This window comes from Pseudomonas sp. FP603 (assembly GCF_030687415.1).
GTDB lineage: Bacteria > Pseudomonadota > Gammaproteobacteria > Pseudomonadales > Pseudomonadaceae > Aquipseudomonas > Aquipseudomonas wuhanensis.
Genome location: NZ_CP117431.1, coordinates 2,991,615 through 3,016,410, shown reverse-complemented (window position 1 = coordinate 3,016,410; position 24,796 = coordinate 2,991,615). Strand labels below are relative to the sequence as shown.

At 54.3% G+C, this 24,796-nt stretch carries 26 protein-coding genes and 2 pseudogenes; 25 read left to right on the top strand and 3 right to left on the bottom strand.

The window, feature by feature from the left end; all coding sequences use genetic code 11:
• Positions 1-96 precede the first annotated feature (96 nt).
• A complete protein-coding gene (locus PSH65_RS14115; protein WP_163854343.1) occupies positions 97-2,403 on the bottom strand; it encodes a molybdopterin-dependent oxidoreductase in 2,307 nt (768 codons plus the stop codon).
• 556 nt (positions 2,404-2,959) lie between these two features.
• Positions 2,960-3,211 (bottom strand): annotated as a pseudogene (locus tag PSH65_RS14110) (transposase); the annotation flags it as partial.
• A gap of 541 nt (positions 3,212-3,752) precedes the next feature.
• Here PSH65_RS14110 and PSH65_RS31805 point away from each other — a divergent pair.
• From PSH65_RS31805 to PSH65_RS14040, 15 genes and pseudogenes are all read left to right on the top strand, one after another.
• Entirely contained in the window at positions 3,753-3,866 is a 114-nt protein-coding gene (locus PSH65_RS31805; protein WP_145902449.1) for a LysR family transcriptional regulator, read from the top strand.
• A 412-nt stretch (positions 3,867-4,278) separates the two neighbouring features.
• Positions 4,279-4,500: pseudogene (locus tag PSH65_RS14105) on the top strand (DJ-1/PfpI family protein); the annotation flags it as partial.
• A gap of 108 nt (positions 4,501-4,608) precedes the next feature.
• Entirely contained in the window at positions 4,609-4,998 is a 390-nt protein-coding gene (locus tag PSH65_RS14100) for a helix-turn-helix domain-containing protein (RefSeq protein WP_305426681.1), read from the top strand.
• Positions 4,999-6,083: 1,085 nt separating this feature from the next.
• Entirely contained in the window at positions 6,084-7,361 is a 1,278-nt protein-coding gene (locus PSH65_RS14095; RefSeq protein ID WP_039011311.1) for an O-acetylhomoserine aminocarboxypropyltransferase/cysteine synthase family protein, read from the top strand.
• 689 nt (positions 7,362-8,050) lie between these two features.
• Positions 8,051-8,800, top strand: a complete 750-nt coding sequence (locus PSH65_RS14090; protein WP_039011309.1) for a hypothetical protein — start codon at positions 8,051-8,053, stop codon at positions 8,798-8,800.
• Between the two features lie 111 nt (positions 8,801-8,911).
• Positions 8,912-9,142 carry an AlpA family transcriptional regulator gene (locus tag PSH65_RS14085; RefSeq protein ID WP_025214457.1) on the top strand — a complete coding sequence of 77 codons (231 nt, stop codon included), beginning with the start codon at positions 8,912-8,914 and terminating at the stop codon, positions 9,140-9,142.
• A gap of 4 nt (positions 9,143-9,146) precedes the next feature.
• The gene (locus PSH65_RS14080) at positions 9,147-9,989 is read left to right on the top strand and encodes a ParA family protein (protein ID WP_163854347.1); all 843 of its coding nucleotides are present in this window, start codon (positions 9,147-9,149) and stop codon (positions 9,987-9,989) included.
• An 85-nt stretch (positions 9,990-10,074) separates the two neighbouring features.
• Entirely contained in the window at positions 10,075-10,284 is a 210-nt protein-coding gene (locus PSH65_RS31800) for a hypothetical protein (RefSeq protein WP_039011306.1), read from the top strand.
• Positions 10,285-10,298: 14 nt separating this feature from the next.
• Complete coding sequence (locus PSH65_RS14070; protein WP_239548668.1) at positions 10,299-11,948, top strand: ParB family protein; 1,650 nt, start codon at positions 10,299-10,301, stop codon at positions 11,946-11,948.
• Positions 11,878-12,426 (top strand): DUF2857 domain-containing protein, encoded by a 549-nt coding sequence (locus PSH65_RS14065; RefSeq protein ID WP_039011304.1) that lies wholly within the window; start codon positions 11,878-11,880, stop codon positions 12,424-12,426. Before PSH65_RS14070 ends, PSH65_RS14065 begins: the two co-directional genes overlap by 71 nt.
• Positions 12,423-13,610 (top strand): STY4528 family pathogenicity island replication protein, encoded by a 1,188-nt coding sequence (locus PSH65_RS14060; protein WP_039011302.1) that lies wholly within the window; start codon positions 12,423-12,425, stop codon positions 13,608-13,610. Before PSH65_RS14065 ends, PSH65_RS14060 begins: the two co-directional genes overlap by 4 nt.
• 144 nt (positions 13,611-13,754) lie before the next feature.
• Complete coding sequence (locus PSH65_RS14055; protein ID WP_039011300.1) at positions 13,755-14,507, top strand: PFL_4669 family integrating conjugative element protein; 753 nt, start codon at positions 13,755-13,757, stop codon at positions 14,505-14,507.
• Positions 14,504-15,022, top strand: coding sequence for a DUF3158 family protein (locus PSH65_RS14050; protein WP_163854352.1), 519 nt, complete (start codon positions 14,504-14,506; stop codon positions 15,020-15,022). The genes PSH65_RS14055 and PSH65_RS14050 overlap by 4 nt, the downstream gene beginning before the upstream one ends.
• Positions 15,019-15,489, top strand: a complete 471-nt coding sequence (locus tag PSH65_RS14045; protein ID WP_025214465.1) for a single-stranded DNA-binding protein — start codon at positions 15,019-15,021, stop codon at positions 15,487-15,489. Before PSH65_RS14050 ends, PSH65_RS14045 begins: the two co-directional genes overlap by 4 nt.
• A gap of 223 nt (positions 15,490-15,712) precedes the next feature.
• The gene (locus PSH65_RS14040) at positions 15,713-17,680 is read left to right on the top strand and encodes a DNA topoisomerase III (protein ID WP_163854354.1); all 1,968 of its coding nucleotides are present in this window, start codon (positions 15,713-15,715) and stop codon (positions 17,678-17,680) included.
• A 46-nt stretch (positions 17,681-17,726) separates the two neighbouring features.
• On the opposite strand, the gene PSH65_RS14035 is transcribed toward PSH65_RS14040, so the two are convergent.
• Positions 17,727-17,984, bottom strand: coding sequence for a hypothetical protein (locus PSH65_RS14035; protein WP_039011294.1), 258 nt, complete (start codon positions 17,982-17,984; stop codon positions 17,727-17,729).
• A gap of 209 nt (positions 17,985-18,193) precedes the next feature.
• Between PSH65_RS14035 and PSH65_RS14030 the strand changes: the two genes are divergently transcribed.
• The 10 genes from PSH65_RS14030 to PSH65_RS13985 all read left to right on the top strand — a co-directional run bounded on the left by PSH65_RS14030 (position 18,194) and on the right by PSH65_RS13985 (position 24,792).
• Positions 18,194-18,535: a helix-turn-helix domain-containing protein gene (locus tag PSH65_RS14030; protein ID WP_163854356.1), complete on the top strand. Its 342-nt coding sequence runs from the start codon at positions 18,194-18,196 to the stop codon at positions 18,533-18,535.
• Between the two features lie 868 nt (positions 18,536-19,403).
• Positions 19,404-19,985 (top strand): STY4534 family ICE replication protein, encoded by a 582-nt coding sequence (locus PSH65_RS14025; protein ID WP_163854359.1) that lies wholly within the window; start codon positions 19,404-19,406, stop codon positions 19,983-19,985.
• A 72-nt stretch (positions 19,986-20,057) separates the two neighbouring features.
• Positions 20,058-20,315, top strand: coding sequence for a hypothetical protein (locus tag PSH65_RS14020; protein WP_239548671.1), 258 nt, complete (start codon positions 20,058-20,060; stop codon positions 20,313-20,315).
• Positions 20,316-20,410: 95 nt separating this feature from the next.
• Positions 20,411-20,905, top strand: coding sequence for a DNA repair protein RadC (gene radC / locus PSH65_RS14015; RefSeq protein ID WP_163854361.1), 495 nt, complete (start codon positions 20,411-20,413; stop codon positions 20,903-20,905).
• A 53-nt stretch (positions 20,906-20,958) separates the two neighbouring features.
• On the top strand, positions 20,959-21,705 hold the full coding sequence (locus PSH65_RS14010; protein WP_163854363.1) for an ABC transporter substrate-binding protein: 747 nt from the start codon (positions 20,959-20,961) through the stop codon (positions 21,703-21,705).
• Positions 21,706-21,811: 106 nt separating this feature from the next.
• Positions 21,812-22,354, top strand: a complete 543-nt coding sequence (locus PSH65_RS14005) for a PilL N-terminal domain-containing protein (RefSeq protein WP_163854365.1) — start codon at positions 21,812-21,814, stop codon at positions 22,352-22,354.
• Positions 22,351-23,022, top strand: coding sequence for a chemotaxis protein (locus tag PSH65_RS14000; protein WP_163854367.1), 672 nt, complete (start codon positions 22,351-22,353; stop codon positions 23,020-23,022). Before PSH65_RS14005 ends, PSH65_RS14000 begins: the two co-directional genes overlap by 4 nt.
• A gap of 8 nt (positions 23,023-23,030) precedes the next feature.
• A complete protein-coding gene (locus tag PSH65_RS13995) occupies positions 23,031-23,750 on the top strand; it encodes a TIGR03759 family integrating conjugative element protein (RefSeq protein ID WP_163854369.1) in 720 nt (239 codons plus the stop codon).
• Entirely contained in the window at positions 23,732-24,280 is a 549-nt protein-coding gene (locus PSH65_RS13990) for a lytic transglycosylase domain-containing protein (protein WP_163854371.1), read from the top strand. Before PSH65_RS13995 ends, PSH65_RS13990 begins: the two co-directional genes overlap by 19 nt.
• Positions 24,277-24,792: an integrating conjugative element protein gene (locus tag PSH65_RS13985; RefSeq protein ID WP_163854373.1), complete on the top strand. Its 516-nt coding sequence runs from the start codon at positions 24,277-24,279 to the stop codon at positions 24,790-24,792. Before PSH65_RS13990 ends, PSH65_RS13985 begins: the two co-directional genes overlap by 4 nt.
• Positions 24,793-24,796 lie beyond the last annotated feature (4 nt).

The window sequence follows — 24,796 nt, the reverse complement described above, 5'->3', positions numbered from 1 at the left end:
GACCAAACATACGATTTAGCTTGTCAGAGGCAACATCTCCTCACCAGGATTAACCATCATTCATCGCGGCAGCAAGCTGTCGAGATATTACATATCTCAGGCAACCACCTTACTATCGACAAGATTTTTATAATACTCCATTGCATCTGGTGCCAATTCATTATAAGGGGCAATATTTACTAAGCACGTGTGTGCTACACAACCCTGACCAAACTTGGATGAACCAATATCCAGCGTTAAGGTATTGGGATTGCCTGCGAAATCCAAACTATTTTGTGCCGTTGTAGTCAGCCAAGCGCCGGTTGGAAGAACAACCACACCCAAGCTAACCGTATCGACAATTGTAGCTGTCGCTAGACAAGCCCCTCGTGCACTCCACAATTTTACAATGTCACCATCATTTATACTCAAACGACGAGCATCTCCTGCATTTATTTTTGCTTGCTCTCTACCGTTACGCTTCATCTGCAGGCTTGCTTGGCCTGTTTCTAATTGACTATGCAATCGACCGGCAGGTTGGTTGGATATCAGGTGCAATTGTGTAGCATCAGCGTTACCCAACCATTCAGCAGGTTCCAGCCAAGCGGGATGAGACAAACAATCATCATATTGTAATTTGGCTAAGACAGAGCTATTGAGGACTATCTTTCCACTTTCGGTTTTAAGCTGGTGTAATTCAGGTGATTCACGAAATTCGCGCAGGTAAGTATGATGACTTCGCATTGGGCATTCGGCATAGCCCTGCTTCCAAAACTGATCGAAATCGACCATCTCAAAACCGAGACGATCAAACGCATCAGTTCGAGTCTCATTATACATATGCCTTAACCAATCTATTTCGTTACGACCCTCATTAAACTCATCATGCACGCCTAATTTTTTTGCAACAGCATCAAAAATATCAAAATCCGACTTGGATTCACCTACTGTATCTATTGCGCGATGCATGGCCAACACATAATCAGATCGCTTACTGGCGGCAATATCATTTCGCTCAATAGAAGTATTGGCTGGCAGCAAGATATCCGCACGCAAAGCAGTAGGTGTAAACATTGGATCTTGCACAATTATAGTTTCTGGCTTCTTCCATGCCACATCCAATCGATTTAGATCTTGATGATGATGAAACGGGTTACCCCCTGCCCAATACACAAGCCGTATGTCTGGATAAACCTGCTGTTTTCCATCATAAGTGAAATCAGCTCCTGGATTTAACAGCATATCACTGATTCTTGCCACAGGAATGAAGCTTGAAATCCGTCTTTTAAACTGCGAAATAGAAGGAGATTTACTTAGGCTTATCGGAGCGCCGACCCCGCCGAGCGACGCATATCCATAGCCAACCCCTCCTCCGGGCAACCCTATTTGTCCAACCATCGCAGCAAGCGCTAATCCTGCCCAATAGGGCTGCTCACCATGGTGAGCGCGCTGTAAGCTCCAACTGAGCGTGAGCATCGAGCGGCTACTTACAAGTAGCTTCGCTAGGTCACGAATACTTTGTTGCTCTATGCCAGTGATTGATGATGCCCAGGCGGCATCTTTGTACTGGCAGTCTTTTTTACCAGCCAGATAGTTAATAAAGTCATCCGAACCGCTGGTACAGCGGTCGAGGAAGGCTTTGTCATGCGAGTCTGATTTTAAGATTTCACCTGCCAGCCCCAGCATGAGCGCAGTGTCGGTGTTCGGGCGAATTGGCCACCAATCTGCCCCTACCCATTCAGGCAGATCATCTCTTAATGGAGAAACTAAAATAACTTTAATATTCTTAGCAGCAATTTTTCTTAGATTGCTTTCAAGAGAATGTTTGGCAATACTCCCGGCCTCGTTCTGTGCTGTTCGGGGAGATAAGCCGCCAAAGACTATAAGCGTCTCAGTGTGCTCGACAACCGTATCTAAAGTACTGGACCCGCCCGTACAGGCTGCGTCATCTCCAAGGACATGCCTAAGTATTGTGGGTCCTGCTGCAATTGAGTAGGTATCCACATGGCCGGTGTAGCCCCCTACCAGGTTCAGCATACGCTTGAGCAAAGACGGGGCATGATGAAGCCGGCCACAACTTGTCCACCCATAGGAACCGGCAAAAATTGCTTCGTTACCATAGTTTGAGGACACCCGATTAATTTCATCGGCCACTAAATTGGTGACTTCTTCCCAAGTCACCGGTATGAACTGGTCTTCACCCCGCCTGGATCGATCACTTTTTTCCCGGCTCTGAAGCCAACCAGAACGGACCATAGGTTGCGTGATACGTCGATCTGAACGTGCCCATTCGCGAACGGAGTCGATAATCGGCGAAGGCGCAGGATCATGTTCAAATGGCTCGATCCCAACAATTTCGTTATTTTGGACGAGAATTGAGTAGGCTCCCCAATGGCTGCAATGGGCGTAACGTTCAACCTTCATACTTGAGCCTCCAGTTTTTTGTTCTAATGACCTGTAGATACCCGTGCTTTCGCCGAGTACCAGCTCAAGCCGCTACTGATTGCCGAGCAACGCGCAGGACTCAATGCAATGTGCAAGCTCTTAATTGGGGGCTACTAGTCATAAGAATGACCGTCATAGCCGCCCGGGCAGGAAATAGCTCAGTTCTGACTGTAGCCATCAACGCGACTTCTCTGATGCCGTTCTTTTTCGATCTGCTTGTTAGGCCTGGATTTGGCAGAGATCTCCTACCTCGCAACCCGAGCCTCCTAGCAAGCAAAGTAATCAGTGACGAAGCCCGCGGCTTGTCAGTGGATGACAGAATCGTTGACATCTGATGCCAATCGACTTTCATCCAAAATATGAAAGCAGGAGTATTGGGAAAGCCTGGGCCATTCGCCCACGATACACTGCTCGAACAGCTTGTTTGAGCGGTTCCCAGTCCGGCAGTACGCCAAGATAGGTTTGTTCAGCAGGCTAACCATCTCATGAAAAGCAGGGGCGACAGAGCCAATACAATCGGCTGCCAGGGAGATATTCAACCTTCATACACAATCGTGCGGCACTGTCCCTGACGTCCGAGTGCATTGGCGAATCGACAGCAACGTCGTACAGCGATTGCCACTTGGGTTCTGTTTTTTGACCGCGCAGTTGTTGCTGATGTTTTGTGTCGAGTTCCCCGGCCGCGCCCTTTAATCTCGTAAAGCTCGGCGATCCCTCGCAAGGCCTCAGCGGCCACCCGGCTCTGATTGGTCATATGCAGATCGAAGAACTTGCGCCGTGCGTGGGCCATGTCTCGGAACCGTCCGCCCAACACTCTATCCTGACAGCCCTCTAAATTAGCCAAGATAGGGGACACCATTTTTTAGTGGATACTATCTTGAATACAGTTGCCCCAGCTCGTCGAACCGGTCGCCGCCCCAACTTCCCGCTCGACTTTAAACGCCGAGTCGTCGAAGCCACCTTCCAGCCCGGCGCCTCCGTGTTGTTGCTCGCTGTGAGTGCTGGAGCGTCGAAACAAGATGTAGCTGAGGTAATTATGGTAGCAACAGCCCTTCGCGCTGGCGGCGGCGGTACGCATGGTTGGCAAGCGATGAGGCACATCGCTGAAACGAAGGAAGTAGAGGCCAAAGAGCTTTGATCAGACCATGAAACCTAACGGTTGAGGTCAAGCTGCTTCGGTATCAGAGAGGTCGGGTACGAGCTTATAGGTGAGCCCACACCTGCGACTCAGCCGCTGCTCGTTACAATGATCTCTCTTTCCCTAAGTAATGACGCCCTGCCAAGCCGCACCGACTAGCAATGCGGTGTAATCCCCAGGACCTTATGCGTTGCGAACTCTCCAAGCCGTAGCACGATGTCGAAGCTTTTCTGCAGCCGTTGCCGAGCTAAATGTCACACCTATCGCCGCCGGGCAGCAACTTCTCAATCTGCATTCAAGGTAGGTCAACTCCTTGTTTTAGCGCTCAGGCAGATCCGTCCATCAAAAGCTCATGACGATTTTTCGAAAAGATGTATAGATATCTATTGCGAGGGGACGGTCTAGTACTCAAAATTACTCAGTAAGTCGTCAGTAAACGTGTCCAGACGTTGCCTCTTGGAGTAGCTGTTTATGCGCCCTAAATCCATACAGTTCATCACCTACCCGAACATAAGTTTGCTTGACTTGGCGGGGCCTCTCGACGTGTTCACGGCAGCCAACCGCTTCTCCCGCGCCGATCACCAACCGTATACGATTTCTATTTTAGCGTTAAATCCAACCACTGAGATATGCTCAAATTTCTCAATAAACACTGAAATTCTGCAAGCAGAAACCTCTTCGCCACACACCTTAATTATACCCGGGGTGGACCAGGCATACATGATTTCTGTAAAGACCCGAAATTTGTCACGCACTTTATAAACCATGCAGACAAAGCCGAGCGCCTGATTTCTGTTTGCACTGGCATATTCGCACTAGCCTGTGCCGGAAAACTTGACGGACGAAGAGCAACCACTCACTGGTCGGCGTACGACGAACTGGAGAGAAACTTTCCATCAATAATAATTAAACGAGGCCCAATATTTATTAATGATGAGCACATATGGACATCAGCAGGTGTTACATCAGGAATTGATCTAGCATTATCGATCGTCGAGAAAGATTTGGGACACTCCGTTGCGCTGGAGGTTGCTCGACACCTGGTAATGTTTCTCAAACGCCCTGGAGATCAGAATCAATTCAGCTCTTCCCTAACCTTGCAATCGAAGAGCAGTCAGTTCTCAGATTTGCATGCATGGATTAATGAAAACCTAAGCACCGACTTAACAGTACCAGTGCTCGCAAACTTCATGAACATGAGCGAAAGAACCTTCGTACGTAAATACTCGGAATCAATGGAAAAATCACCAAGCAAAATGGTGGAACTGCTCCGACTAGACGCGGCCCGCGATATGCTTACAAATTCAAATAACCCACTCAAAACCATCGCCCAGCGCTGCGGGCTGGGCAGTGAATCAACCCTCATCAGAAGGTTTGTGAAGAATTTTGGCATCACCCCCAAGGAGCATCGCGCACGCTTCAAATCGACCAAATAACATTGCCAACGCCCACAACGCAGCGATGTTTTTTGGCAAAAACGCCTTCCCCAATCCTGAGCGTCATCTCACCTATGAACAGCAAAAAGCTAAATGGCTTGATCGCCTTGAAGCGATATTCACCAAAATCTGGCGGACATGATCAATATTTTGTCATTTTCTCATGATAAATCTTCTTTAAATTAATCCCACCTCAAAATAGCCTTTCAGGGTGACAGGGACTAAGACTTGGAGATAAAACTCAGCATCTACCCCGTATAGTTAACACGCTTGAATACCCCCCTTCATGTTCAGCGTCAGAGACTTCGCCCATGTCCAAACTGGCAATCAATACAATCGAGCTGCAAGCAAAAATGGATAACAACCTGCACATGGAGATCTTATCCTTACTAAAAAATATTAAAAGGGTTTCGCCACAATGCGTTGAGTACGCTCTCACACAAAGTACAAACCTCAACGTCTGGATCATAAAATTCACCTGGATTGACGCAGCCTCAATGCATAATCACTTTTCCTCTGAATCATTGCAGTCCCTTCTAACATTATTAGCCTCCAGATGTTCGAAACTTTACTTTGAAAAAACCTTTAGCACTGAAGGGTAAGACTGCTCCGGGGCTCTGAGAAGGCAATGTCACAAAACAAAATCCAAAGCCTTCCGAATTGCGCCTGTACTCACGGGTCGTACGTGGCCCCAGATTTGATATGCACTCACGCATGAATCCAAGACGATCCTTAAACATTCGCAGAAACCAACCCATCGGCACCTTCCGGCAAAGTCATGATGACGACTTGATAGCACTGAAATTGGCTATTAGGTTCGCCATCTTGCGGCCCTTCTTCGATAATAGGGTCGCGTCTGGAGATTGCTTGCTGTCTGATCTGCGTTTAATGTCATGTCGCGAACGCGTGATCACCAGTAATGGCGGAACGCCTTCACATATATTCTGCGCGCAGCGTTTGGGGGGCAACCCCCCTCGGCAAATTTGGACTTACCAGGTCACAGAGCTCGAAGATCGGCATAATGGACTTCGACAAAATCTTCGTGCCGCAAAATCCGGAATAATTTAAAGGGATCAAAACCAATCATGAAAGACGCCACCATCGCGCTGCACCATGGCTTCAAGTCAGACCCGACTACCAAGGCTGTCGCAGTGCCTATCTATCAGAATGTTGCCTTCGAATTCGATAACGCCCAACACGGTGCCGACCTTTTCAACCTGGACGTGCCGGGCAACATTTACACCAGAATCATGAACCCCACCAATGATGTGCTGGAACAAAGGATTGCCGCCCTCGAAGGCGGCGTGGCAGGGCTGGCCGTATCGGCCGGCAGCGCGGCAATCCATTATGCGATCCAAACGTTAACCCGCGCAGGTGACAATATCGTCACTACCCCACAACTCTATGGTGGCACCTACACTCTCTTCGCCCACCTGTTGCCAAGCTTTGGCGTGAAGGTGCGTTTTGCCCGAGATGACTCTGCCGAGGCTATCGCCGAACTGATCGACGACAACACCAAACTGGTGTACTGCGAAAGCATCGGCAACCCGGCGGGTAACATCATTGATCTCGAAGCCCTGGCTAAAGCTGCTCACACCCGCGGCGTACCGCTGATGGTCGACAACACGGTGGCTACGCCTATCCTCTGCAAGCCGATTCAGTTTGGGGCCGATATCGTTGTGCATTCCGTGACCAAGTACGTCGGCGGACACGGCAACTCCCTGGGCGGTGTGATCATCGACAGCGGCAATTTTCCTTGGACCCAATACCCGGAAAAATTCCCCAGCCTCAACCAGCCCGAGCCGGCGTACCATGACGTGATTTATACCGAGAAGTTCGGGCCCGCCGCCTTCATCGCGCGCGCGCGCACAGTGCCATTGCGCAACACCGGCGCGGCACTGGCACCCATGAACGCGTTCCTGCTGCTGCAAGGCCTGGAAACGCTCGCGCTGCGCATGGAGCGTCACACCGACAACGCCCTGAAAGTTGCGCAATTCCTGCAGAGCCATGCTGAAGTGGAATGGGTCAGCTACGCCGGTCTCCCGGACCATCCTCATCACGCACTGGCACAAAAATACATGCAGGGTAAACCGTCGGCGATCCTATCGTTTGGTTTGAAGGGCGGCTATGACGCAGGCGTGCGCTTCTATGATGCTCTGCAAATCTTCAAGCGACTGGTCAACATCGGTGACGCCAAGTCTCTTGCCTGCCATCCGGCTTCCACTACCCATCGGCAAATGAACCAGCAGGAACAAGCAAAGGCTGGCGTGAAGCCCGAAATGATTCGTCTGTCGGTAGGCATCGAGGCGATTGAAGACCTTATCGACGATCTGAGCCAGGCGCTGGGCTCGTCTCAAATGTGAGGCGAGAAGGTCGGCTAGGGCGTTATATCCTATCCGCATTGCTCATTCAGTAGGCGGCCATAGGTTCTGCGAAGCCGCAGATGTACTGTGTGGTGATGCCCTTTGCTTGACTACAATCGCCGTATATTCACTGTTCTAAATTTTTCGCGAACGTCGCCAAGTCCCGGAGAAACAGTTCGGGCACCTGGCGCCGTCGCCCTCCTCTGATACCATCGACCCAATCCTAATAATGGCGAGCCCGAAGTCCAATATGGCGTAAAAAATCAAATAATTTGACATTTTTGCGAGAAGCGAACGTAGCATCATGATAAAAATAGAAATTTTATTTTATAAATTGCATCTATTGATAATAATATCAGATAAATCTGACCCATAAGAACATTATACAAAAAAATAACCTCGCGGTTTAAAACTTGCAACCCCGTCAACGCCGCGGACCTCAACCCCCTGTTTTTTTCTGCCAAGCTCAAGAGAACTCACACGACGAACAACACTCCCACAAACACACCAATAAATCACCTCTTCTATAATCATACAAAATATAAATACACCATTACGAAACGATCATCATATATCTCAACCGTGGCGACAACCCCCCTCTCTTTAAGACTCGGGATTCGCAGCACACCAAATAACTATACGTTCACTTGCAAGCTAAGGAGCAAAAAATCTCAATGGAGTGATTCGTTATGTACGCAAACCAAAGCTGTAACCTTTATGCAAAACTCTTTTACAGACCCGTTGATGCAGCCTTGCGCTGGTGCAACTTGACCACCTATGAAAGAGAAATACTCGAAGTGGCTCAGCACTGTCCAAGCAGGCTCAAAACTAATTTCCCGCAGTGGCCCTGCCTGCATGTAAACACGGAAAAAATTCTCGATGCCATTCAACATGGGGAGCTCGCTTATGGATGTTTCGGCGTACCGGTGGCCATTGGCACGCCCGTTAATTACGACCACATAACCGTCCGTCACACTGATCTAAAATGTTGGATGTCGCGATATTATCCTGATCAACGACCAGAGTTTCTCTTTGGGGAGCCCCTCCATCAAAAAAATGGCATTAGCATTGAAACATACTTAGAATTGCAAGCGGATCGAGAAGCACTGCAAGTAAAACTAAAGGCTTTGGAGGCAGCTCATGAGCAATTACTTAGCGATCTAGAAGCCATTGGACTAGAAAAAAAGAACATACATCACTTGCTCAAGACCAATCATAAAGTCAGCGATCGTAGCGAAGCCGTTTATCTAAATATTATCGGGTCGATGGTCAACCTGTTTCTCGATAAGTCCCCGTCTGGAAAACCATTGTCAGTTTTCCAATCCCAAGCGGCCATCGTTGACGCGCTAACCGCTCACTATAAAAACGTACCGGGCATAACCAAGCGTACGTTGGACGAAAAATTTGCTGCTGGTAAGCGCAGCCTCATAAATCAATGAGACGGATTGCGCTGCAATCACTCCCGTTGCGGCGCAATGACTCTCGTCCTTTTTTGCTATTCAATTCTGGTCACTTCTCACTTCGCGCACGCAGCGCCACGGAGTGTCGACATGTTATCCCAAACCGCCCCGAACGCTTCTGATAATCAACCATCGCTAGAGCGTCATATCATGCGGCGTGACGAGGTGGAGCGAAAAACCGGCTTCAAGCGCGCGCACATCTACAACTTGATGAAGGAAGGTAAATTCCCTCAAGCCAAACGCATTGGGCTGCGCGCAGTTGGCTGGGACTCGCTGGAGATCGAGCAATGGATCAATGAGCGTTTGGCGCAGCAGGCCTGATGCCATGCGCGTGGTATCAGTGGTGTCCACCAAAGGTGGCGTAGGCAAAACCACAGTAGCCGCCAATCTCGGCGGTCTTCTGGCGGATGCGGGTCTACGCGTGCTACTGCTCGATCTGGATAGCCAACCCACCCTCTCCAGCTATTACGCCTTGAGCCAAAAGGCTGTTGCTGGCGCCTACGAACTCATTGCTTTCAACTTAACAATGCCTGCGCAGATTGTTTCCAAGACCGTAATTGCGGGGCTTGACCTCATCATCTCCAACGACGCTCAAGGCCAGTTGAGTACATTATTGCTACACGCCCCTGACGGGCGATTACGGCTACGCAATTTGCTAGACGATTTTCGCCCCCGTTATGACCTGCTTGTGATCGACACCCAAGGCGCACGTAGCGTGCTGTTGGAGATGGCCATCCTCGCCTGCGATATCGCCCTCTCCCCCATCACACCGGAAATGCTAGCCGCCCGCGAACTGAGTCGCGGCACTTTGAGACTGTTCACTGACCTCGAACCATTTCGTCACTTGGGTATTACGCTGCCACCGTTGCGACTACTGCTGAACCAGGTAAATAGCATCCGAGTAGACACGCGAATGATCATTCGTGGCCTGCACGAGTCATTCGCTGGAGCTCCCAACATTTCTGTTCTAGACACCGCAGTTCCAGACCGAGTGGCTTACCTCAATGCCGCCTCTCTTGGTCTACCAGCCCACCGAATCGAGACTCGCCAGCCACATGAACGACGCTCGCAATCAGCGCTGAAAACCATGCAAGCGCTGGCCATCGAGTTGTTTCCGGAATGGCGCGAGGCGATTTCTAGGGTTAGCAGATACGCAGAGGTTCGATAAGGCGAATACCGAAACCGGTATTTCTCGCCAGGTCATTTTGTTTGTTCAACCTCAAGGCCAACAGCGTTTGGCGAGGAGTCTTTTGATGTTGGATCAGTTTCCCATCATCGTTCAGCCATCCATACGACAAGATCATCCGCCTAGCGAGGAATATTGCACCGTGGTCTTTCGCCTGCAGCGTGGGCGCTCGGCCATGGGTCGGTTTCTCGCGGAACTGTCTCGGCATTTCGAAGGTTCGGGTACAGCCGAGATCGTTAAGTTCGAGGTCGGTGACCATTTGCGCCCCCGGCGTTAACTGAGGTAGCTCCAATGAAGAAGCTCACTCAGGAGGAAATCACCGAAAAACTGCACAAGGACCACTTCCCTCGCGGTCCAGAACTGGAGCGATTGTCCGATCCGCTCACTGATACGCCTATGCTGGTTACTCTGGAGCAGTTGCGGCCCTACGAACACAACCCGCGATTCATCCGTAACCCGCTTTATGACGATATCAAGGCATCAATCCGTGAACGCGGGCTGGATCAACCGCCGCCGATTACTCGCCGCCCGGGAGAAGCCTATTTCATCATCCGAAACGGCGGCAATACGCGCTTGGCGATTCTCGGCGAGCTGTGGCAGGAAACCCGCGATGAGCGTTTCTTCCGCATCTATTGCCTGTTCCGCCCGTGGACCGATGAAATCAGCGCCCTACTCGGCCATCTCGCTGAAAGCGATCTGCACGGCCAACTCACCTTCATCGAACGTGCTCTGGCTGTAGCCAAACTCAAGACCATGCTCGCCCCTGATGGAGCAACACTTTCGCAACGAGAGCTGGCACGACGTCTTACCGCTGGGGGCTACCCCGTTTCGCAGTCGCACATCAGTCGGATGCTGGACACCCTCGAACATTTACTACCCGCCATTCCACAAACCCTATATGCCGGGTTGGGGAAACCAAAAATTGAACGCCTGATTGGTCTACGTAGCCAGGCTGAACGAACCTGGAATCGTTATCCGAACGACGCCATTGCGTTTACCGAGTTTTGGCTCGACACCTTAGGGCAATTTGATGCCGACCCAGAGTCCTTCAACCTTGAGCAAATCCAGGATGAGCTGCTCGAACGCATGAGCCGCTTACTCGGCCAGTCCTACCGCATGTTGGCCCTTGAGCTGGGCGATACCCACCGGGTTATCCGGGCGCCCGACGTTGTCGTCACGCCCCCGGAGAGCAACCCTTTGCAGAGCGTCAATGAGCCCGCGGCCGAGCCTCCCCCCTCCGAGCCGCATTCCAAATCAGCTGAAACCAAGACCCCGGCCGAAACAGCGCGAGAGGAACAGCTCACGCTGCCCGTAACGAATGTCGTATCAGCAGTCAGCCCTCCGTCACGTGTCCAGCAGATCCGCGGACAGATTGATCGCGCCACTGCCTCCGAACCAACAAAAACCGTCGCAACCTGTCCGATCGACGACATCTGGATCATCGCACCAACACTGGATACCCCCGAACAACTGCGCTTAGCCATCGCCGGTCTGGCTCGGGAACTGGCAGCCTATGCCGGACGTCCCGAGAGCATCATCGATCAGCAGCAAGGATTGGGTTTTGCTCTAGATATGGAGCGGGTAGATCTTGCGACACCTCGTTCGACGGGCGTTCATCTTCTGCTCCTGGCCCTATTGCGCGCCCAAGACGAAGTGAACTGGGAGGATCGCAAGCAATTGCCCTCAGCCCTTTTCGGGCAACTGCTATTGGGGGTCTATCAACTCCCGCTGGCCGATCGTCCCGCCGTGGACGTAGGACTGGAGCGACTGCCCGACTACCTGTTAATCAAACTGTATCGCCTCATTCGCTTAGCCCGGCGCCTAATCGACTTAACGCTTACCCATGAAACGACTCACCAAGGGAGCTGTCATGAACCTGTCCTTCAATGTGCTCAACCAGGCTATGCTGACCCAGATCCTTCACGAGTTGCGCCTGGGTAACTTGCAACGCTGCAAGGCCCTCGGACTGGGTGAAGACGAGATCTACCTGTTGCAATCCTTACCGCCGACCACACTGTCACGCCTGGCCCATGCCACCGTCCCCTGGGTTGAGGTCAAGATTGATTCGCCGGTGCTGCATCGGTTGATCGACCAGGCCGAACGCGACGAACAGAACGAGCGGCTGATCAACCGAGCGCTCAAGCTCGGTGCCAGCAGTACCATCATGTATCAGTGCTTCGGCTTGGCGCATTCGGAAACCGCCCTGCGTCGACGTCTGCTCAAGATAGAAACCCGTAAGGGCCGTCCCCAGAACTTGAGCGAGGCGCAGGAACATGCACTCTGGCAGCGTTGGTGCCAACTACGCGATCAGGACGGTGCTGAGGATCAGCTCGACGCCATGATGATGCTGGCGGAGGAGCAACAGATCAGCTTGACCATCGTTTGGCAGCAGATCGACCATTACAGCAACGGAACATGAACACTGTCCCGTCCGGTCGCTGGCAGCGTGTCCTGCAGCAATGCACCCAACAACTAAGTGAACGCTGGCCCCCACGCCCCACCACCGAACCTCCTTCCAACCAGGCCCTGCAGGCGGGCTTTTTGTTCAGTGGTCAATCCCACGAAGTCGTGCCGCGTCGGCTGCTGCTGGATAGTCGGCTGACACCATTGGAACGGAATGCCTGGCAAGTATTTCGACTCATGCTGCAAGGTCAGGGCGTGGTCACGCCGCGTTATGAAGATCTGCAACCTTACCTGTCGAGCGTACCCTACGGTGCGTCAGCCTCCCGTGAAACCATCGCTCGCGTCTTGACGATGCTCAGGCTGACTCGCTGGCTCAGTTTGGTGAGTCGTGGCCGCGATCAGCTCAGCGGGCGCCTACAAGGTTCTCTGTACGTCCTGCACGATGAACCGTTAACGCCCGCCGAAGCCATGGAGCTGGATCAGGATTATCTGGAGCTGGTCGGCCATGCCCTCTCTCACGCGACCAAGGCTGTACGAATTGTTGCTCAGCATGTGTTGGAAGAAATTCGTCAGGACACTGATATCGATTTGGGTCGACTCCCCACCCGGCTCGACAGTTTGAGCGAGCATTGGACACAACAAGGATTGGATAAGGCGCCCGATGAAGCGCTACACGATTCCGAACGGGGTGGCGATCACCGCGTTCGGAATCGTGTGGGACCTCGTTCGGATTCCGAACCGGGTCTGAACGCCCATGTTTCCGGCACCGTTCGGAATCCGAATGCCGCCTGTACTGTATTAAAAGAAAGTATTTGTACGGTACCGCGCGCGACCCCAGCAGTGGATAACCTGCACTGGCCTGATCCGCTGCACCTAAGTCTGAGCGAGCGGCAGGCCGTCACCGTGACGCTGAACAAGCTAAAACCAGCAGATCGGCAGGCGGTGCTCAACGAAGCGGGCGCGCGATGTGCGGCGGGCGGCGTCCGCAAACCCGCGGCGTATCTGATGGGCCTGATCCAGCGGGCGCTGAAAGGCGATTTCCGCCCTTGGGCAGGTCAGGCTGAATCGTTACCCATGACAGAGCCGCCACCCGCTCCCACGCGCCAACTTAGGAAAAAGGGCGAACCCGCCTCTGCCCTCGCCCAAGCGTGCCTGGATGAACTACGCCAGCTGCGTAGCAAACGCCCTGGACGTCAGTAGATTTGATGCCACTGGCATCACTAGCGAGCGTCTCGAAAATCAACCGTCTCGAACCAAATCGAACAGACAGCATTCAGCTTTCCGGATGTCCTTTACCTTCGTCTGTCGCAACGTTCCCGTCCAAGCCTATGCGAGGACGACACCGTGGCCGATCACTATCAGCTCAATCTTGGCTCATTGCGCAGCAGCATCACCCTGACACTGCACACCCACCACGCCGCCCGAATCTGGCAAGGTCGAACCGCACGCGAAGGCGTCCACTCGATCATGGGCATGGCGGGCTACATCAGCGTCACCAACCTGATCAAACAAGCCGCAGCGCAGGACGATCCTTATGCCGACTGGGCGATCATGCAGCTCGAAGAAACATTGATGCAGGCCAAGGCTGGGATGCTGGAACTGACCCAGCAGTTGGACCGGATCAGACAGGACTTGCCGACACAGATCGACATGGGCGACAACCTCAACATCCATCCCGTCACCTTGCCGTTGTACATCGGCAGCCAGCTGGGCTTCCTCGCCGTCTACCTGCTGACTGACTACGACACCTTGGTGCGCCATACCTTGTTGGCCCATCACACCGCCTTGATTGGTCGCCGAGACATGGAAGCCTGGATCGACGACGGCGCCCATCTGCTGCGCAGCCTGTTCGGCCAGGCCCAGCGCTATCGGCATGCTGGCGTCACCCGTGATGACATGGCGGCGAACAACGCTCGTGCTCTGGCGGCAATCGAGAGAATGGGTTTGCCCCCTACGGACATCCTTGAGGGGCATCGCCGCTCCCAGTTCGCGCCGCCCATCATTCGTCGTGGTGCTGTGGCGGTGGATGGCGCTGATGCGTTGGCAGAGGACGCGGTGGAGCCTGCGACAGAGGATGAGCCGGAGGATGAAGTATGAAGCCCCTGATCCCGACTCAACCAATACCCTTCGAAACACTGACACCAGATGCCTATCGCCAACTCGAACACGCAGCCTCCCTAAAAGGCCTTTTAAAACCTTTTAAGGGTAAGGGGGAGTTGGAACTCCTGGCGCAGACGGCGAGGGAAATCGAGGCGCAATTATGTCACCTGATGGAGGCTGTGGCGCAGCAGGCCGGACAACCGCCTTACTCGCTGCTGGATATTCGATTGGTGCTGCAAAACACCAGTGCGGGCAGCACCTTTTTGCGATGGCGCACCCGTGACTTCGCCCGTATGGGCGTTGCGGTCTGGGAACGCCAGGCCTCCAACAAGGCCTTGCCGCAAGCCGTACGCGAGGGAATGCACCGTTTCGAATGCGAGCGCATTGCACTGAACTTGCAGATGAGCGTGGTGCATTCGCTCTACCGTCAGGCTTCAACCTGCGCAATCAAAATGGCCAGCGCCGAACGGCTGCTGCGCCAGTTCACGCCAGCAGCGGAGTTATCACGATGAGTACTTTTTTCGTCGGCGAAGGCAACATCGGCAGTGCGCCAGAGTTTCAGGAGTTCCCGTCAGGCAATGATGAGCCACGGCGTTTGCTGCGCCTGAATGTATACTTCGACAACCCCGTGCCACGCGATGGCAGCTATGAGGATCGAGGCGGCTATTGGGCGCCGGTTGAGCTTTGGCACCGCGAGGCTGAACACTGGAGCACGCTGTACCAGAAAGGCATGCGCGTGTTGGTCGAAGGCCGCACCGTGCGCGATGAGTGGGAGGACAGTGAAGACAATGCGCGGGTCACCTTCAAGATCGAGGCGCGTCGTGTCGGCATCCTGCCTCATCGCGTGCAGAACGTGGCAATGCGGGAGCGCTCCAATGATCCAGCCCAATCTGCGGCTCACGTCGGGCAGGCTACAGACCAGACCAGCTCGCCTGCGTCGAAGTCCAAAAAGCGCAGAGGGCAGCCACCATCGGCATGACGGACTTGAGGCATAAAAATTGCGCCTTTGCGTGAAGTCCCCCGGGCTGTCATTACTCGCTGCTCGTGAAGCACTGTCGTCCATGTGACTACAAGGTAGCCGCCTCGCCCCCATTCAAGGTTGCCCTCACCGGCTAATATGAGGAACCTGCCATTCAGGTTTCTCATAGCTTGCCACTGCTGTTTCCAACAACGCTGCTCCGAACTCAACCCGGAGCAGTTCTATGCGTCTCTTTCTCTGCGAGAAACCCTCCCAAGGTCGTGACATCGCCAAGGTTCTCGGAGCCAGCCGACGTGGCGATGGTTGCTTGATCGGACGCGAGACAACCGTCACCTGGTGTATCGGTCACCTGCTGGAAACGGCCCCACCTGAAGCCTATGGCGATCAGTACAAAACCTGGTCGCTGGATCATCTACCGATCATTCCCGCGCAGTGGAGGGTTGAGGTCAAACCCAAGACTGTCGCGCAGTTCAAAATCATCAAACAGCTGCTCAGCGAAGCTACCACCGTCGTCATCGCCACCGACGCCGATCGCGAAGGTGAAATGATTGCCCGCGAGTTACTAGAGCTCTGCAACTATCGTGGTTCTGTTGAGCGCCTCTGGTTATCCGCACTCAACGAGGCGTCGATTCGCAAAGCACTGTCCTCGCTGAAGTCTAGTCAGGAGACCTTCCCGCTCTATCACTCAGCCCTCGCCCGCAGCCGCGCCGATTGGCTGATTGGTATGAACCTCAGTCGTTTGTTTACCCTCCTAGGACGGCGGGCGGGCTATGACGGCGTGCTGTCGGTTGGACGCGTCCAAACGCCCACTTTGCGCTTGGTGGTTGAACGAGACCGCGCGATTGCCAGCTTCGTTTCTGTGCCGTATTGGGTGGTGGATGTGCACCTGTCTTCAATGGGGCAACCCTTCATCGCATCGTGGATACCGCCCAGCTCAGGACGTGACGAAGCCGGTCGCTGCCTGCAGCAGGCGCTTGCCAGTCAGACCGTCCAAGCGATTTTTAGCAGCAAGACCGCCACCGTAGTCTCGCTGCAGACTGAGCATTTCCGCGAAGCGCCACCCCTGCCCTTCGACCTGAGCACACTGCAAGAAGTCTGTTCACGCAAGTTGGGACTCGGCGCTCAGGAAACCCTGAACATCGCCCAAGCCTTATATGAAACCCACAAAGCCACCAGCTATCCGCGCAGCGATTGCCGCTATTTGCCGGAGAGCATGTTCAACGAGGTCGCCGCGGTATTCGATGCCCTGTTTAAAATGGATCCCGCGTTACGCCCAGCGCTCAGAAGCATCGATCGATCATTGCGCTCACGAGCATGGAACGATGCCAAGATCACCGCGCACCACGCCATCATCCCCACCACCGAGCCGGTGAGCCTTGGGCGAATGTCTGAACAAGAACGCCAAGTCTACGAACTGATTCGTAGCCACTACCTCGCGCAGTTTCTGCCGCCTCACGAATTTGATCGAACTCAGGTCGAACTGGAGTGTGGCGAAGAACGGTTAACCGCTGTTGGCAAACAGATCCTCGTCCAAGGCTGGAAAGGCTTGCTCTCCGACAACGCCGAAGACGATGAACCCGGTCAAAAGACCCAGGTATTGCCCGACCTACAACAGGGTACACAGTGCGCAGTGGACGACGTCGAACTCAAGTCCATGCGCACCACTGCGCCCAAACCGCTCACCGAGGGCGATCTGATCAAGGCGATGAAAAACGTCGCCAAGCTGGTCAACGACCCGCGCCTTAAACAGAAACTTCGGGATACCACCGGTATCGGCACGGAAGCCACGCGAGCCGGCATCATCAAGAGCTTGATTGATCGCGGTTACTTGCTGAAGAAAAAAAGTGCCTTAATGGCCTCCGCAGCGGCCCATACGCTGATCGAAGCGGTACCCGCTGCAGTCGCGGATCCGGGTATGACCGCGATCTGGGAGCAAGCTCTGGATGAAATCGAAGCGGGACGGCTGACCTTGGATGCATTCGTCGCCAAACAGGCGAACTGGATTACGCAGTTGGTCAAGCACTCCGGAGCGCTCACCTTGTCGGTACCGGTCGAAGCCGGACCGCACTGCCCCATTTGCAACGCCTCAATGCTCAGGCGGAAGGGAAAATCAGGAGCGTTTTGGTCATGCTCCCACTACCCGAACTGCAAAGGCACTGTGCCGATCAGCAAAGGGCCGCGTCGGCCATGACGCACCGTTGGTGATCACATGAATCTTTGGGGGGCTGATGTACGGGTCAGTGCATCATCAACGGCAGTTGATCCTTCTCCAAGTCGCTTAGCGGTTGTCCGATTTCACGGGCCAACGCGATGCCTGTCGCGATCCATATCTGCCCCAGTTCGTTGAACGCTTTCAGGTGAGCAGGATCTTCGTTGAGCCAATGAACAAGGCTGTCGAGGTGTGCGGGGTTATCAGGGCAATCATGGATCTTAATGAACAGCTCCAGTGTTCGATCCCAGATCAAGTCCATGTCGTTCTCGCGCTGCTCATCCATGCTCAACCTTTCCTCCATTTGGTCCTATCAGACCGCTCAGTCTCACTGGTCACTACGGGCTCTGATTCCTGAAGGAACACATGTCACGTCGCGACAAACGGGTATTTCAGTCAATATAACAACCCTATAAGTCGATATTCAACCGTTAAGGATGTTCATGTCAACGGGTCTTTGCTCAACCATTCGGGTTGAATTGGAGAACTCATCACTTGGCACATAAACATCCAACCCAAGCCCAAATCGGACGCATGATCGCGAAGCACCGCACTCAGCGTAATCTGACCCAGGAAGAGGTCGCTGAACGCCTAGGGATCGGCAGCGAAGCCATTTCGCGCCTTGAGCGGGGTGTAGTGGAGCTTTCCGTGATCAAGCTGATGCAATTGGCGGACATCTTCGACTGCCGGATGGATGAACTGTTGACGGAGTCAAGCAATCGCCCCAACGACCAGGGCCAGATGATCGCGGGCCTGCTGAGCGGCCTTCAAGAACGCGACCGTGCCTTTATCCTGACGACCGTCGAACAACTGGCCGCTCATCTCAGTAGCAAATAACCTCTCAGCACACTGGCTTGACGTCGTCACACCCGCTCTGCTGTAGTGCCTCAGGATCATCGCTACGGCGACCCAAGACCGATTCGCTCCGGGTAGCTCGGTCGGACTCCCTGAGTTCGGAGCCTTCTCTTCTGCGGAATTTCATTCCCGCTTTGTGCTCGACCGGATTAATGTGGCGGATGACCACTGATGCTTCTGCCAGGCAGCAGCGGTCATCCGCTACCGCGATCGCATTCAGTCCCGGAGCCCGCCGGGGAAATACTGGGCACCCTTTGTGCGCGGATGCGTGCCAGCGTATTCCGACCCAGGCCACGATAAGGGTCGGTTGGCGAATCATGGCCCAGTTAAATCAAGTTTTGCGAGGAGCTTGTCGACTGCGTCAGACCGCCGAAGGTGGCTTTTCTATTCCTCGCCTGGCCCCTAGCCAGGCCCATTCCTCACTTTCTTCAGTCCAGTAATTTCCACTGTATTCCGGCCATAAAAAAACGGCTTGGGGCGTCTTGACGCTCTCCTGTGACAGGCTTATACAAAGGGTGTGGTTCGCTGTCGTTGACAGCCCAGCCCAGGTAGCTTGAACCTTCAAGGCTACGCCACGCTTGTGGTGGTTTACCCAAGTGCGATCAGCATTCGGAGGCTTGCACGATTACCGCTTCAGCGGTGATGAATGCCTACTACTCTAGGTCCGCAGATCTGCTGCGGATTTCTCCTCGGCTGCCCCCCTATTCTCCAGACGCATCGAACTGATGGTCATCGGCTTGCCGGTGACAAGTCGTTCATCGCTTGCCTGCACCTAACCCACCCTGACGGGGGCTCACTTCCCCGTCAGGGGCTGTGCGTCGCCGTTTTCCCTTGAAACAGGAGAACCACCATGGCCCACACCAACCAATCCCAAGAAGCAACCACTTACTTCAATCTGCACACTGTCGGTATAGGCTACCTCAACCGTGTTCGTGAAGTACAAGTCCGCCGCGGACAGCCGTTCATGGCCTGCGATATCGCGGCTCTGCACGGTGCCACTGATGCAGTGGAATACACCCGTTTCGACTGCAAAGTCGCAGGGGGCGAAGCTGAACGTTTGATTCGCCTCTATATGGACGCCGTCAAAGCCGAGAAAAAGGTCTTGCTGTCGTTCCGTATCGGTGACCTCTGGATTGACCCATTTCTCTATGAGAAAGGCGAAAAACAAGGTCAACCTGGCGCCAGCCTGAAAGGTCGTCTGCTGTACATCGACTGGATCAAGGTCAACGGCACGTTCGAGTACAAAGCGCCTGCCAGGCAGGAGGCAACAGCACCTGCTGAGCAAACGACAAACAGTGAGCCATCCCCACCATCGGCTGATGCCGAAGCTGAGGATACCGACAACCCAACGGAATCCAGGATTGAACCTGAATCTGCACCCACTCCCCGCACGGCCCGCCGTGTCGCTACACGTACTGTTCAGTCCGCCTGAACACAATCCCCGATGTTTTACATCAAGGCGCTCAATCGAGCGCCTTTCTTCAATCCGCACAGGAGAACCCACATGGAATCCTTCTGGCTTTGCGACGACTGCATGTTCGCTGCGGCTTACAAGGACTACGGCACGTTATCGCTCTACTACACGACGGATGAAATCGAGAAACGCATCGCCGGTCTCCATCGCGGGCTGGTTCGGCTAATGCCCATGAGTGCCGACTTCGACCCCGAAACTGGCCGTGGCATAAGAACCTGCTCCCCATTGCCCTGCGACGGTTGTGATTCACACCTACACGGACAACGCCACCGATTCACTCGGCTGTAAACAGCGCGTCATCGGGCAATGCCCGTAACTTACCCACCTCGGGGACACCACTCCCCTCGGGTGTGTACCCCGGATTGTTCCCTTCGGAGGTACCCATGAGCACCCCACTCACCCTGATTGAAACCTCGGATGTCGAAGCTGATCGTATCGCCCAGGAAAACCGGCTGATCGACGAAGCGCTGGAGATTCTGGATCGTCGGCTGTTCACCCGCGGCCCCGGCCTGACTTCACCTGACACCGTGGCCTCATATCTAAAACTGCATATTGCACCACAAGAGCATGAAGTTTTCGGTGTGATTTTTCTCGATGCCCGCCATCGCGTTCTGGCATTCGAGATCCTCTTTCACGGCAGTATCGATGGCGCCAGTGTTTATCCCCGCCAAGTCGTCAAGCGCTCCCTCGCACATAACGCAGCAGCTGCCATTGTTGTTCATAACCATCCCTCCGGTTGCACGGAACCCAGCCTGGCGGATCGCGCCTTGACCGCACGATTGAAAGCGGCGTTGGACTTGATCGAAGTGCGCGTACTGGATCACTTCATCGTCGGCGAAGGTCGTCCTCTCTCCCTTGCCGAGCATGGCTGGCTTTAACCCCCAAATAGGCGTCTTCGGACGCCTTATTCATTTCCTCCTGGAGAACCCTCATGAACCCTTCACCCCTACCCCCAGCTCTGGTGGAAACCTCAAACCCATTTGCTCGCGGCTACGACAACTTGCATATCGAACGACTGCTACAGATCACCTACGCAAATGACTGCCCTCCCTGCTTTCGCCCCGTCCATGACTCACAAGTCCATCTGCCCGATGATTCGTTAGAACTGTACCCGTGCCTGTTCAATGACGATTTCGCTCTGATTAGCGAGGGTCAGTCCATCCCGGATGAATTGGATGAACGCTTCCCGTCTACCGGACTAGTGCGGCAAGTGATCTATGCCGTGACTGGCGAAATGCTAAACGATCGACGTCACGTCGGTGACCTGTACTCCCTGGAAGAAGCCCAGGCCATGGTCCATCGTTTGAGCTTCGACACAGGGCATTACAGTCGAGCCTGGGAGATCAGCACCGCACACCTCACTGACGAAGCACTGCGCCACTTGGAAATCCGGGTTGGCAATTTCGACTCCAAGCCAACCGGACTGCTGTTTGAACCCTTTGCCCTGCCAGACTGCAATGGCGTCGGATGTAAGCTGATCGGAACGCCCTGGACCGACGATAACTTGGTGAAGATCGAGGGCAATCCTTACTCTTCGCTGAGGCAAGAGCAGCTCGACGCAGGTACGCCGGAGGCCTTGTTCAACGTGCTGTATCTGGCGGCATTGGCGGATGTGAGGTTGTTGATTTTCGACCCCGACGCTGCCGTCTTGGATGGGCTAGCCATTTTTGATCAGTAGTAATGCCTTCAGCGTTAACGCGACTCGCCTTGAATCGACTTTCTCACTGATTGGCTCCTTCTCCTCATGTCAGGTTCTGCACTGAATCTGACATGAGGTTTTTTCCATGCAGCGTTTTTTCACGCCTGCCTGCCTGCTGGGCTTGTTGAGTGCTTGCACCGCGCAAATCCCAACCCCATTGCCGACTCATCCAGAGATTGACGGTGGCTCCAATCGGCCTCAGTTATCGAGGAGCCCAGCCGACGAAAACCATCCGTCAGAGCTCCGCTATGGCCGCTATACGCTGGTCAGCACCGACCCCACCACGGAACAACGTGATCTTCTCGCTCAAATCGTTGACGTGAGCATTCCGTCCCACCTGAATTCTTCGGTACAGGAAGCGATGCACTACGTGCTGCTGCGCTCGGGTTATTCGCTCTGTCCTGCCGAAGAGCCAGTGAAAATACTGTTTACCCGGCCTCTGCCCGCCGTCCATTACCGGCTCGGCCCGATCTCACTGCGCAACGCGCTACAAGCGCTGGCTGGCCCCGCATGGCAACTCACGACCGATGAGCTCAGCCGTTCGGTCTGCTTCGAACGGGAGAAAAATGATGCTGGCACGGTGCGGTTCACACCAACCTCGTCCCATCAGTCGGAGGCACGCCCATGAAAGCCTCGACGTTTCAAACCCTCATTGTCGGCTCACTTTGCCTGGCGGTCTCCGGATTGAGTGGTGGTTTGTTTAACCAGTATCAACGCGTGACCGAACTGGAAAATGCGAACGCCCAACGCCTTCAGTCCCTGGATACCCTGCAACGTGATTCAAACACTCTCATGGATGCACAGGAGAAGCTGCAGTACGCACTGAAAGACCTGAAGCAGATGATCGATACCGGTGAGCAACAGGCCAATACCCTCGATCCGATGTTGGATCAATGGGCGCAAGAGATTCAGGAGCTACGCGATGGTCTGGCAGATCGCGCCACCGAAGCCGACATGATCGCGTTACGTGCACGACTTGAGCACGTCGAGCAGCAACTCCTGGACCTCAAGACCCAGCCATCACTCCCACCACTGACATCTTCCTCGGCCAAGCCGAAAAAAGCCGCTCGCCCCAAGCCTGCCCCGCTCTCGCCGCCATTCTCAGTACTGGGTGTCGAGTCTCGCGGTGGCGAGCGCTTTCTGGCGGTAGCTCCTCCTAATAGTCGCTCGCTCAAGGATATCCAGTTGCTGCACAACGGCGAGCAGTTCGGCACATGGCAGTTGAAAGTGCTGGAGCCGAACGCGGCCGTTTTCTCGGTCACCACTCAGCCAGACCAGACAGTACAACTACCTTGAGAACGATCATGAACCGAGCGCTACTGTTCCCCTTCGTCTGTCTCGTTTCACTGCTTAGCATAGGCGCTGCGATGGGCAATCCTGCCACAACACCGTCAAGAACTCAGGAAACTCAATCCACTCCGCTGGGGCGTTCGCACCCTGAACAGGCGACGAGCTGGGGGCTTACGGAGCAGGAATGGACACGCTTCGAACAGATCCAAGCAGGCCCGCGTGGTTTTTGGAGCCCTAACCTCGATCCGCTGACTGCGCTCGGCGTCGAGGCAGAGACCGACCAAGAACGCCAGCGCTATGCCGAATTGCAGGTAGCGCTGGAAGCCAAACGTGCCGAGCGCGAGTTAGCCTACCAAAACGCTTACACCGCAGCCTGGGCCAAGCTGTTTCCGGCGTTGTTACCGATCCAGGGTATGACATCCCCACCCCTAGCCAGCTCATCGGTAGAGCCGCGCCAAGCGCTGTTTGTCGAGGACCATTGCCCAGCATGCACCGCCGAAGCGCAGCGTCTGCAAAGCAGTGATACGGCTTTTGATATCTACCTGGTGGGCAGCCAAGGCGAGGATGAACATGTCCGTGGCTGGGCCCGGCAAGCAGGAATTGATCCGAGCAAGGTTCAACGCCGGCAAATCACCCTGAACCATGATCGTGGTCGCTGGTTCAGTCTGGGTGCCCCGAGACCGCTACCCGTCAAATTTCAGCAGGTGAATGGACAATGGCAACGTCTCGACTGATTGCTATTGCGCCCCTGCTGACAGTGCTCGCCGTCCACGCTGACGAACTTCCGCCTACGGCTTATCAACTGGCGGCGCATGACGCCAACATCCCTCCTACGGTGTTGTTCGCGATTGCCCTGCAGGAGAGTGGCGCCCGCCTCCGTGGTCGACTGTTGCCCTGGCCTTGGACGCTGAATATTGCTGGTAGCCCTTACCGTTTTGCTACTCGTCAGACCGCCTGCCAAGCCTTGCTTCAGGCGCTTGTTCGATATGACGCCAAGCGGGTCGATGCCGGGCTTGGGCAAATCAACCTGGGTTATCACGGACAACGTTTTTCCAGTCCCTGCGAAGCCCTTGAACCCTACCGCAACCTGGCCGTGACTGCCGCGCTGCTGCAAGAACATCACGCCGTTACCGGTGATTGGGTGTCAGCTGCTGGCCGCTATCACCGCCCGGCAGGAGGGACACTGGCCGCGCGTTACCGCGCCGGCTTTTCCCGACAACTCGAACGATTGCAGGTTTCCTTCAAACAGGGCACACCACCATGAAGCAAATTCCCATTGCACATTACTTCTCTCTGCTCTTGGCTGCTTTTGCGCAGTCAGAATTGTCCGTTGCAGGAGATCGGCCTAGCGACCTCATCCGTCCCCAATTTCACGCCGACAAGCCACCAATAAACAACAAGACCCAGCCTGATCGCGTCATACATGCGGACCTGTCCACGTTTGCCGATGAAGCCTGGATACTACCTGTCCGCAGCGCTCACTTGAGCCCCGGCAAAATCACCTCTCGCGCCCTGAACATGCCAGGCTTACGGCCATTTTTCCTGGTAGGTGAGGATCCCCAGTCACTGGCTTGGTTGCGTCAACGCGCGACTGAACTGCAGGAAATGGGCGCGGCCGGTCTAGCGGTTGAAGTAACCAATACCGAAGCTTTGGCCCGAATTCGAGCAGCCGCTCCGGACATCACCATCCTGCCGGTCAACGGCAACGACATCGCCACCCGCCTGCAGATTGAGCACTACCCCGTCCTGATCACCGCCACCTCATTGGAACAGTGAGTCA